This is a genomic window from Methylobacter psychrophilus (genome assembly GCF_025583945.1).
GTDB classification, from domain to species: Bacteria; Pseudomonadota; Gammaproteobacteria; order Methylococcales; family Methylomonadaceae; genus Methylobacter_C; species Methylobacter_C psychrophilus.
In genome coordinates this window covers 1-8,437 of record NZ_JAOEGU010000082.1, presented here as the reverse complement: position 1 = coordinate 8,437, position 8,437 = coordinate 1, and the positions used below count along the sequence as shown (strand labels likewise).

Genomic DNA, 8,437 nt, shown 5'->3' with positions numbered 1-8,437 from the left:
CCATGCAACTCAGCCAAGCGTTTGACCATGACCAGTCCGAGCCCCGTGCCCTGATATTGACGCGAAAGTGTGCTGTCGATCTGGGTGAAAGGCTGGAACAGCTTTGCCTGATCCTCTGGGGCGATGCCAATACCGGTATCGGTGACGGCTATCTCTAGCATGTCGTCCACGCGATGCGCGCCGAGCGAGATAGCCCCGCCATCGGGCGTGAATTTGACGGCATTGGATAGCAGGTTGTAGATAATCTGCTTGAGCTTGCGTACGTCAGCGATGATCTCAGGCATCTCGGTATCGGCATCCAGCGCCAGTTTAAAGCGGTGGTTAAGGGCCTTTTCCTTGACCATGCTCAGACTGTTCTTCAACACGGCATTGACGGAAACTGGCTCCAGTTCCAGCGTCATTTTACCGGCTTCCACCTTGGCGAGATCCAGGATATCGTTGATGAGTGAGAGCAAATGTTCGCCACTGGTGTAGATGTCTTCGATGTATTCACGCTGGCTTTCTGTCAGTTCGCCCATCAAGCCATCCTTCAGGGCCTCGGAAAAGCCGATGATGGCATTGAGCGGGGTGCGCAGCTCGTGCGACATGTTGGCGAGAAACTCGCTTTTCGTGCGGTTGGCTTCTTCGAGTTGTAGATTTTTCTGGCTGATTTCGTTGCTGCGCTCTCGCAATTGCTCCGCCAGGTATTTGAGGTCTTTGAACTGCTTAAGGTTGTTGAGGGCGACGCCCAGTTGGTTGGTGATAAGCTCGATAAAAATGCGATCCTGCTCTGAAAGCGGTGTGATCGATGCCAGCACCAGCACGCCTTGACGCTGCTCGCGGTAAGTCACCGGCACCGCCAGCAGGGCGGCGGGGTTGATGCTGCCAATACCAGTGGCGATGGTCAGCAGCCCGCTGCCGGGGTCGGTCACATACACGGCCAGGCCCGATTGCGCGGCCTCGCCAACCAGGCCCTCGCCCAAGCGGAAGCTATCTGGCGTGTCGGCGGGCAGACCGTAGGCAGCCTTGCGGATGAGTATGCCATGCCATTCTTCATAGGCATAAAAGGCCGATACCGGGCAAGAGTGGCGCTCTGCTAACAGATTGAGCAAACCGTGCAGGATATCCTCGCGGTCGAAATGGGCGGAATATAGCAGCAGCGCACGCCGGTGTGTACCGTCGTAACCTTCAGCCTTGTCGCGTGCAGCCATTTCGCGCCGGATGCTGAGAAACAGTTGGGTGAGCAAAGCCATCGCAAGCAGCAAAGTGAATAGTATGGAACCTAGGGAGAATTTGCGCGTCTGCTCGGTGGCGGATTGACGCTCCTTGAGTAGCTGGATTTCATAAGTTTCCATCGTCTTGATCACGGTGAAGATGTTGCTCATGATTTCAAGACCTTTCTCGTCGATCATCTCTTGCTGTGCCCTCATCAGTCCCTGAGAGTCATACATCGCCATGACCTTGGCCAAAATCTGCAATCGCCGTTCAATGAGGGACCGTAGGGTTGCCAGACTGCGCATCTGAGTCGGGTTGTCCTTGACCAATTGGGTAAGGGTCTCCAAAAGTGTGGGTATAGACTCAGCCAGCTGGACATGATGCGCTCGAAGGCTTTTTTCCCCGGTCAGCAGGTAGCCGTGGTGTGCCGATACGGTCTCCACAATGCTGCTGTAAAGATCGCTCAGCTTGGCGCGCACTTCCTCCGTATGCGCCACTGAATGCGCAGATTCGGCATAACTCGTGGCGGCGCGGTAGGCGATAGCGCTGCCCATCAAAATCAAAAGCATGGCGCCGATAAAACCCAACAATACTTTGGATTCGACCGTTTTAAGCGGCGGCGTGGCACGGCTGCTGGTTAAAGAGACCAGCAGCAGAGCGACGCCAAGCAGCAGCAGTCCAAGCGAAGTGGTTACTGCCATGGGTGTGGTGTCGCTGGCGGTATCTAGTGAGCTGACGTTCCCTAGGTAGCTGAGTAGCGGCACGACGCCGACAAGAAGCGTCAATGCCGCCGCCAGTTGCGTCGGTAGCCGCAAGGTTTGTCTGGATAAAGCAAGCAGGGCAAAGCCGACTGCGGCAAAACCCAAGGCGGCATACACCGACATCCTGCCCAAATATAGCGTGTATACTGCGCCGACCGGCTCGCGAAACAATAGCTGGTCGATGCCCAGTTGCCAAGCGAACAGATATTCTCCCAGGGTGGCGATGCCGATGGCCGACACAACCAGTGCCATGCCTTGCACCAGGCGTTGCCAGCCGTGTGTTTGCAGGTGCAAAAACAGCGCGCAGCCCGCCAACAGAAAACACAGCGCCGTATTGGCCTTCATCGTCACCATACCGGGCAGCAGGTTCTTGATCAGCGCCACATCCAGCACCCAGCCGACGAGCACCGTTAGACCCAGGACCGCCACCAGCAAAGCCGCGTAGCGTGGGAAAATAGACCATTCAAGCGTTCTAAGTGCGGTAAGCATGGCGGGTAGCCCGATTAGTTTAATTGCTTATGTCTGTCTAGGAGGCTGCCCGAGAACTAACATATCGGTTAGTGGCTATCAGTATATAGTGTTTTTTAATCCTTTCAAAACACACCACTGGATAACAATAATTCAATGTAATGATATTGTCTATATCTAGGTTCTGTTGACGTTTCACCAATCCGGTAGAATAAGCCGTTTTGAATGAAATGAAGCGGATAAAATTAAGTGATGAAGAGTGGACTCGTATTTTGGTAAGCTTAAAAAAGTTGCCTGGAGTTCATATCGGTTTACCCGATATTTGCAGGCAGTTTGTTAATGCCATTTTGTGGATATTACGTACGGGAGCACAGTGGCGTGTATTACCGTCAACGTATGGTAAATGGAATAGCATCTTCAAGCGTTTTTCACGTTAGTGCATCAATAGCATATGGGGTTGAAATTCTCTGCCATCTGTAACTTCTCATTAGTTACAGGTAAGCTTATTTTTCAATAAGTTAGCGCTCTGGAAATTCACTAAAATTCGTTTTTTTTAGTACCAGATAATGAGAAATCAATGAGTTACAATTAATCTTTATGAGAAAAGGCATGATTTTTCAATTTTATGGCCACGTAAGTCATTGATTTATAATCTACCTGCAACTAATGAGAAGTTACTGCCATCTTTCTTAAAACTCTGATTTACAAGATGTTTCTATGGATGGTTCAGTTATTAGAGCACCTGCCTGCGCAGCTGGAGCGGCATATAGTTCTGCTGAGAATGAAGCGGTTGGGCGTTCCAAAGGTGGGTTTGGTTGTAAGATTCACGCACTTTGTGATGGCTTGGGCATGCCCATCAAATTCATCCTGACAGGTGGGCAGGAGGCTGAATGCAAGCAAGCCATATCTTTATTGGAAAATGTTAATGCTTCAGCCGTTTTAGCAGACAAAGCCTACGACACGAACGAGTTGCGGGAGTGGTTAGCCATTCGTGAAATAAAAGCGGTTATCCCACCTAAATCGAACCGAAAAGAAGATATTGAGTGCGATTATTGGCATTATAAGGAGCGGCATGCCATTGAATGTATGTTCGGTAAGCTCAAGCACTATCGCAGAATTGCTACACGATATGAGAAAAAAGCTATTAATTACATGGGGATGCTGTCATTTTCCTCGGTGCTTTTATAGCTGAGGTGAAACGTCAACAGAACCTAGTAATACGCTGTTCCTACCCGACACTGCGTAAAGTCGCTCTGTAACACTGGTCATATATGGCTTGTAGGTTTGATGTCATTAGCAATATTAATCAATAACGCTAATGTCCCAGTTAAATCCTGTTCGCAAAGCAACCCTGTAACCTGCATTCCGCTTGAAAAAAAATCTGTCCCAACTAAAGTAGTTTCAAATGGCACGGTTAAATTGTCAAAATAGGGTACGTTTAAACAAACGACAGATTTGTTTCATAGGATTTCTTACAAAGGCATATCTGGCGAGGCTTTGGTCTACTTTTCGACTTCCCAATGTTAATCTTGTCAAACCTACACTTTTTTGGGAAGTCTAAACCATCCGTAATCATCATTGGTAACAGTAACCCAGAACACATATAAAAAACGAACGTTTAAACGATAAGGAAAGTTAGATAAAAAGGTCTGATATTTCTATATATTTTCTTATCAAAAAAGCTGTAATTTTAGGTATTAATCGAATAATGAAGCACCGTCCGTAGTGCGGCGGCAATACACCGGAAGTTTACGACTTGTCACCGTTAAAAATCCTATGAAACAAATCGATCGTTTGTTTAAACTCACCCAAAATAGTTGTAGCCGATAAGCTTGTTAAACGGTTTCTTTACCCGGAGTTGCAAATCCAACACAGGAGAATTTTGGAAGTTATGCTAAATCATAGACTTAACTTTACTAGCATTTATTAATAGATAGCTTGTCGCTTTGTCAATTTAGACCGACGATTCCCCTGTCGATGAAATATCCTCTGCATGAGCCTGATCAAAGATTTTTTTCACCTTTTCACACTCTTCGCTGCTATCCGTATGGACAGAAATCAAGGCACTCCCGCCCTTAATCTTTCCTTCATAGCGTTTGGCTTCATACTCAGGAATACCCAACCCGATTAAAGCGCCTGCCAAACCGCCAGTGGCCGCACCTACTGCTGCACCGCTCAGGGCTCCCATAATGGGTCCTGCGGCGATTAACGGACCGACGCCTGGAATAGCCAGAGCGCCAATTCCGGCTAACAAGCCAATTACAGCGCCAGTGCCTAAACCCACTGACCCGCCAATAGCCGCCCCTTCCGGCGCTTTGGTGTGCTTTTCATGAGCAAAATCTTTGGTCGTGGATTTGTCGGGAAACAGCACAGAAATATCATTGGTTGAAAAACCCGCTGTGTTCAGGTTATGAACAATGCTCTCTGCCTGTTCGAGATTTTGGGCGATACAAAAAACTGCTTTAGTCATGTCGTTCTCCTGGGCCTTTATGGCGCTTTAATTTCAAGTTGATTATCTACCTTCACTACACCACGCGTTTTCTTGGCTATTTTTTCGAGCTTCTTGCTTTCAGCTTCATTTGCAACAGGCCCGCGCAAGGTTACCACGCCACTACGGGTGATAATTTTTGCATTCTGCGCATCAATTGATAGCGACTTATCCCTAACCACGGCTTTACGTATGTGGGCCGTGATTTTTATATCCTTTTTGGTTTCTTTTTGATCTTCTGGAGTTAGCGTAGTATTGTTCTTGTCGCGGGCATTGATCTCGGTATTTTCTAATGCCGAGTCGGCCGCCAGATAAATTGCGTCATTCTGTTCGGCTTGAACAGTTCCGGCCGTCAGCATTAAACTGCCCGTTAAAGCCAACATAGTTAACAGTAATCGTATAGACATAGTAATCTCCTACATATAAGTGTTTTTTTCAAGATATTTGAATGACATCCATGCCGGATTTATCCTTCTGATTCAACGCACGAACAACGCAATCAGAATGATGATGGGGATGGGGATGCCGAGAAAGTACAAGAGTATTGAGCGCATTGCTAGCCTCCTTAGTAAGTTGGATGTATGGGTAATAATTGCATGTCACGTTGACGACCACCGATTGTGGCCGCGAAGCTGGCGACGAATGCACCAATAAGCAGCGATATGAAGAGCCACAACGCCGCATAGGCGGAAGCCTTGCGACCCTTGTCAGCAGCCTCTTTCGCCGTGGTTTCCGCATCACGCAGCTTGATCTGTAGGTGTGCATACGTATCAATCACTCGCTTCTCCGCGTCCTGCTGAGTCAGGCCGGTGCGCAGCGAGACAATCTGGCCGACGTACCGAATGTCTTCTGCGGGCAGAGTTTCTGTGCGAATGGAGTTCATGAAGATGCGGGTAACTTCAAGCGCGGACCCGGCAGGGATTGGCTTTGGATGCCCTTCTGGAATAGCATCGCTTCCGGCAATATCCGGGACGGATGCAGACGCGTTGATGTCCTTTCGAAACAGCGAATCTACGAAGTATCCCATCGGACCACTGTCGTAGTTGGGCTTCGCCATCTCAGACCCGACCGCCGTGCCGGTGGCAACGTCTCCAGCCACAGAGGCCCCCGCCTTAATTCCACCGCTGACGATCGACCCAATCACCGAAGTGAGTAACGCAGCGGTCGCAAGCGCGGCGACCGCCCAAGCCAGGAAGCCATGCGCGGTGTCGCGGAAGTAGACCTCATCCGTATGCACCGCAACCCACTTTGTTCTCAGTCTGCCGGTGAGGTAACCCCCCATTCCGGAAGCAACGAGTTGCGTGAAGGTGAGCCACAGGATGGTCGATACACCAAAGGTCGTTGCACTTACGCCGCTGAATGCCCACGGTGAAACTGAAGACAGACCCAAACCTGTTCCCAACATCAAAAGGATCAGCGACAGGGCAGCAGCGGCGGTGGCTCCCGCAACGATGGCGCCCCACGATACTGCGCTTGCTTGAATTTGTATGGGTTCTGGGTATTCGTCAGCGGCTGAGATATTAGGATTAGTCATCATGAGTCTCCACAGGGTTGAGTTTGAGAAATTGTTGAACGAGTCGCCTGCCCGAGTCTGTATGCCATCGCACATAGCGATGAATATGTTGCCGTTTAAGAACTCAAGCAGTAGCCGCAGTAGCCGGCCATACTCCTTCGTTGCCACCGGATAAAGGTTGTTCCTGAAAACGAAAAATATAGAGCGCCAATGAAGTATGAAAGCAAGTGGTGGATGAACCCAAATCTTTGATACCTATTGAGCTCTGTGCCTCTGCGGTGCGTAACTGCCTGTTTCAGGTTAATGGCTGTCGGTGCTGCAATTTTGGGATATGTACAAAAAACCGGCAGATTATTAACCCTCCGCGCGTTTATTGCGCAGCTTTCAAATGTGTTACGGCTTCTTCGGCGGATTTTTTCGCCAAGTCGGCATGCTTCATTTTGCCGTGATCTATAGCATCATTCATGCTCGTGATGCCTGCATCCAAGTGTTCATCGGCGGTTTTGGCATGGGCCTTCGCAGCCTCCGCATGTTCGGTGATAGCTTTTGCATCGTCGGCTTTGGCTGCGGCTTCCGCGTGCTTGAGCGCTTCAGCCATGTGGCTTTCCCCGGCATAAGCGCCAAACGAGGCTAAGGTCAAAGCTGTGGCTGCACATAAACCGGTGAGTTTCATGTTAGTAAGTTTCATATTCATTTCCTGTAAAAATATTTGAGAGTATCAGGTTACTGCCATGCAGCACATGCCGGTTTGTCATAACTCACCTGCACAGCTCAGCAGTGCAGGTTATTTGTCTTTCTTAATATCATCCTGAAGATCACCAAGACCCTTCTGAACTTTGCCGATGTTCTTTTGGATATTTCCTTCAATTTCCATACCCTTATCGTCCAGTATCACGCCAGCGGCTTCTTTAACTTTACCTTTTACTTCTTCGACTCTACCTTTTACTTGATCTTTGTTCATGAGTGTCTCCTGATTATTATTTAGCCATGTCCAGAGCGTGGAATGCTGTTTTCTATCGCTCAGTTAAAGTATTACACGCAAAACTGATGTCGGTCGGTGCGGTAACGAACATTAGACATCTTTTCTAAATACAACCATAGCGTAAGTTAACAAAAGCAGCCACTAAATTCCATGTCAGAGAGTAATGCTTATGCTTGCCCCGATAAACATCTTTGGTAATCCTGAAGATTTTGTATCGAGAATTAACATGCTTAATAAAAATACGCTATTTTGATAGCACCTTATTACCGGCTTTGTCTTCTGCCGAAAGCGGTTGGCCTTTTTTCTTTTTAACAGGCAGAGTCGAGTTCTTATAGTGTTTGTGTATCCCTTGGTATCCGGAACCCGCCAACAATAGAGTCTCGATATGCAACAACAGGCGGCTGTGTAAAGCAAATCGCAATAAATACCCCCCAATTGACACCTCTTTAAGCATGAGGTCTGATGGTCAAGTAGTATTTTGGCAATAATGCGTCCCGATCTATTCTGTTGACAAATGCGTTAAAGGCCTTCTTCGTCATCCTTACGCCTTTTTGGTAAGTAGTTTCCACCAGCGTAATGACCGGACTAATTGGGGTTAATTAACCAAAAGAACGGTTTGTTCCACGACACCCTTTGAGCCCTTGGTATTAGGGGCTTACAGATGAAATATAGATTTTAAAACAGGTAATAATATTTTTTATAAGTTATTGAATATTACAAGAATAGAATTAATTGTAAAATTCATGTATTGGGCTAAAAATTCAAAATATCAATTAGCGCTTTAAATTCAGTTTTAGATCGTGCAAAAACTTGTTAATAATGTATTGATTTTGTACTTAAATATGTAACAGTAACTATCAATACCTTCGCCAAAATTTAAGCCACTCTTGCATGAATCCTACCGATTTCTGCGGCTTGGAAGATACGGTCGTCGATTAAAAATGTGTCATCATTTTTGTCCAGCGAATTAATAATCCGCTGCGTGTATTTTCGGGCTCTGAAGATGGTTTTCAAATCCAGCATACTGCCCT

General features: G+C 47.7%; 7 protein-coding genes and 1 pseudogene. 2 read left to right on the top strand and 6 right to left on the bottom strand.

The window, feature by feature from the left end:
- A partial coding sequence (locus N7974_RS19435) for a sensor histidine kinase (RefSeq protein ID WP_262967198.1) occupies nucleotides 1-2,444 on the bottom strand: 2,444 nt, incomplete at its 3' end.
- 209 nt (nucleotides 2,445-2,653) lie between these two features.
- Between N7974_RS19435 and N7974_RS19430 the strand changes: the two genes are divergently transcribed.
- Together N7974_RS19430 and N7974_RS19425 are read left to right on the top strand one after the other, a co-directional pair.
- Nucleotides 2,654-2,860 (top strand): transposase, encoded by a 207-nt coding sequence (locus tag N7974_RS19430; protein WP_394813134.1) that lies wholly within the window; start codon nucleotides 2,654-2,656, stop codon nucleotides 2,858-2,860.
- 274 nt (nucleotides 2,861-3,134) lie between these two features.
- Nucleotides 3,135-3,611: pseudogene (locus N7974_RS19425) on the top strand (IS5 family transposase); the annotation flags it as partial.
- A 766-nt stretch (nucleotides 3,612-4,377) separates the two neighbouring features.
- Here the strand turns inward: N7974_RS19425 and N7974_RS19420 are convergent.
- The 5 genes from N7974_RS19420 to N7974_RS19400 form a co-directional block, all read right to left on the bottom strand.
- On the bottom strand, nucleotides 4,378-4,893 hold the full coding sequence (locus tag N7974_RS19420) for a hypothetical protein (RefSeq protein WP_262967197.1): 516 nt from the start codon (nucleotides 4,891-4,893) through the stop codon (nucleotides 4,378-4,380).
- 17 nt (nucleotides 4,894-4,910) lie between these two features.
- Nucleotides 4,911-5,318: a BON domain-containing protein gene (locus tag N7974_RS19415; RefSeq protein ID WP_262967196.1), complete on the bottom strand. Its 408-nt coding sequence runs from the start codon at nucleotides 5,316-5,318 to the stop codon at nucleotides 4,911-4,913.
- A gap of 158 nt (nucleotides 5,319-5,476) precedes the next feature.
- On the bottom strand, nucleotides 5,477-6,448 hold the full coding sequence (locus tag N7974_RS19410) for a hypothetical protein (RefSeq protein ID WP_262967195.1): 972 nt from the start codon (nucleotides 6,446-6,448) through the stop codon (nucleotides 5,477-5,479).
- A gap of 346 nt (nucleotides 6,449-6,794) precedes the next feature.
- The gene (gene smbP / locus N7974_RS19405) at nucleotides 6,795-7,112 is read right to left on the bottom strand and encodes a small metal-binding protein SmbP (protein ID WP_262967194.1); all 318 of its coding nucleotides are present in this window, start codon (nucleotides 7,110-7,112) and stop codon (nucleotides 6,795-6,797) included.
- Nucleotides 7,113-7,208: 96 nt separating this feature from the next.
- Nucleotides 7,209-7,385 (bottom strand): CsbD family protein, encoded by a 177-nt coding sequence (locus tag N7974_RS19400; RefSeq protein ID WP_262967193.1) that lies wholly within the window; start codon nucleotides 7,383-7,385, stop codon nucleotides 7,209-7,211.
- Between the last annotated feature and the right edge of the window lie 1,052 nt (nucleotides 7,386-8,437).

Excerpts from the sequence above, each read along its gene's own strand:
- N7974_RS19430 (WP_394813134.1), top strand. The coding sequence starts at position 2,654 with ATGAAGCGGATAAAATTAAGTGATGAAGAGTGGACTCGTATTTTGGTA.
- N7974_RS19420 (WP_262967197.1), bottom strand. The coding sequence starts at position 4,893 with ATGACTAAAGCAGTTTTTTGTATCGCCCAAAATCTCGAACAGGCAGAG.
- N7974_RS19415 (WP_262967196.1), bottom strand. The coding sequence starts at position 5,318 with ATGTCTATACGATTACTGTTAACTATGTTGGCTTTAACGGGCAGTTTA.
- N7974_RS19410 (WP_262967195.1), bottom strand. The coding sequence starts at position 6,448 with ATGATGACTAATCCTAATATCTCAGCCGCTGACGAATACCCAGAACCC.
- smbP (WP_262967194.1), bottom strand. The coding sequence starts at position 7,112 with ATGAAACTTACTAACATGAAACTCACCGGTTTATGTGCAGCCACAGCT.
- N7974_RS19400 (WP_262967193.1), bottom strand. The coding sequence starts at position 7,385 with ATGAACAAAGATCAAGTAAAAGGTAGAGTCGAAGAAGTAAAAGGTAAA.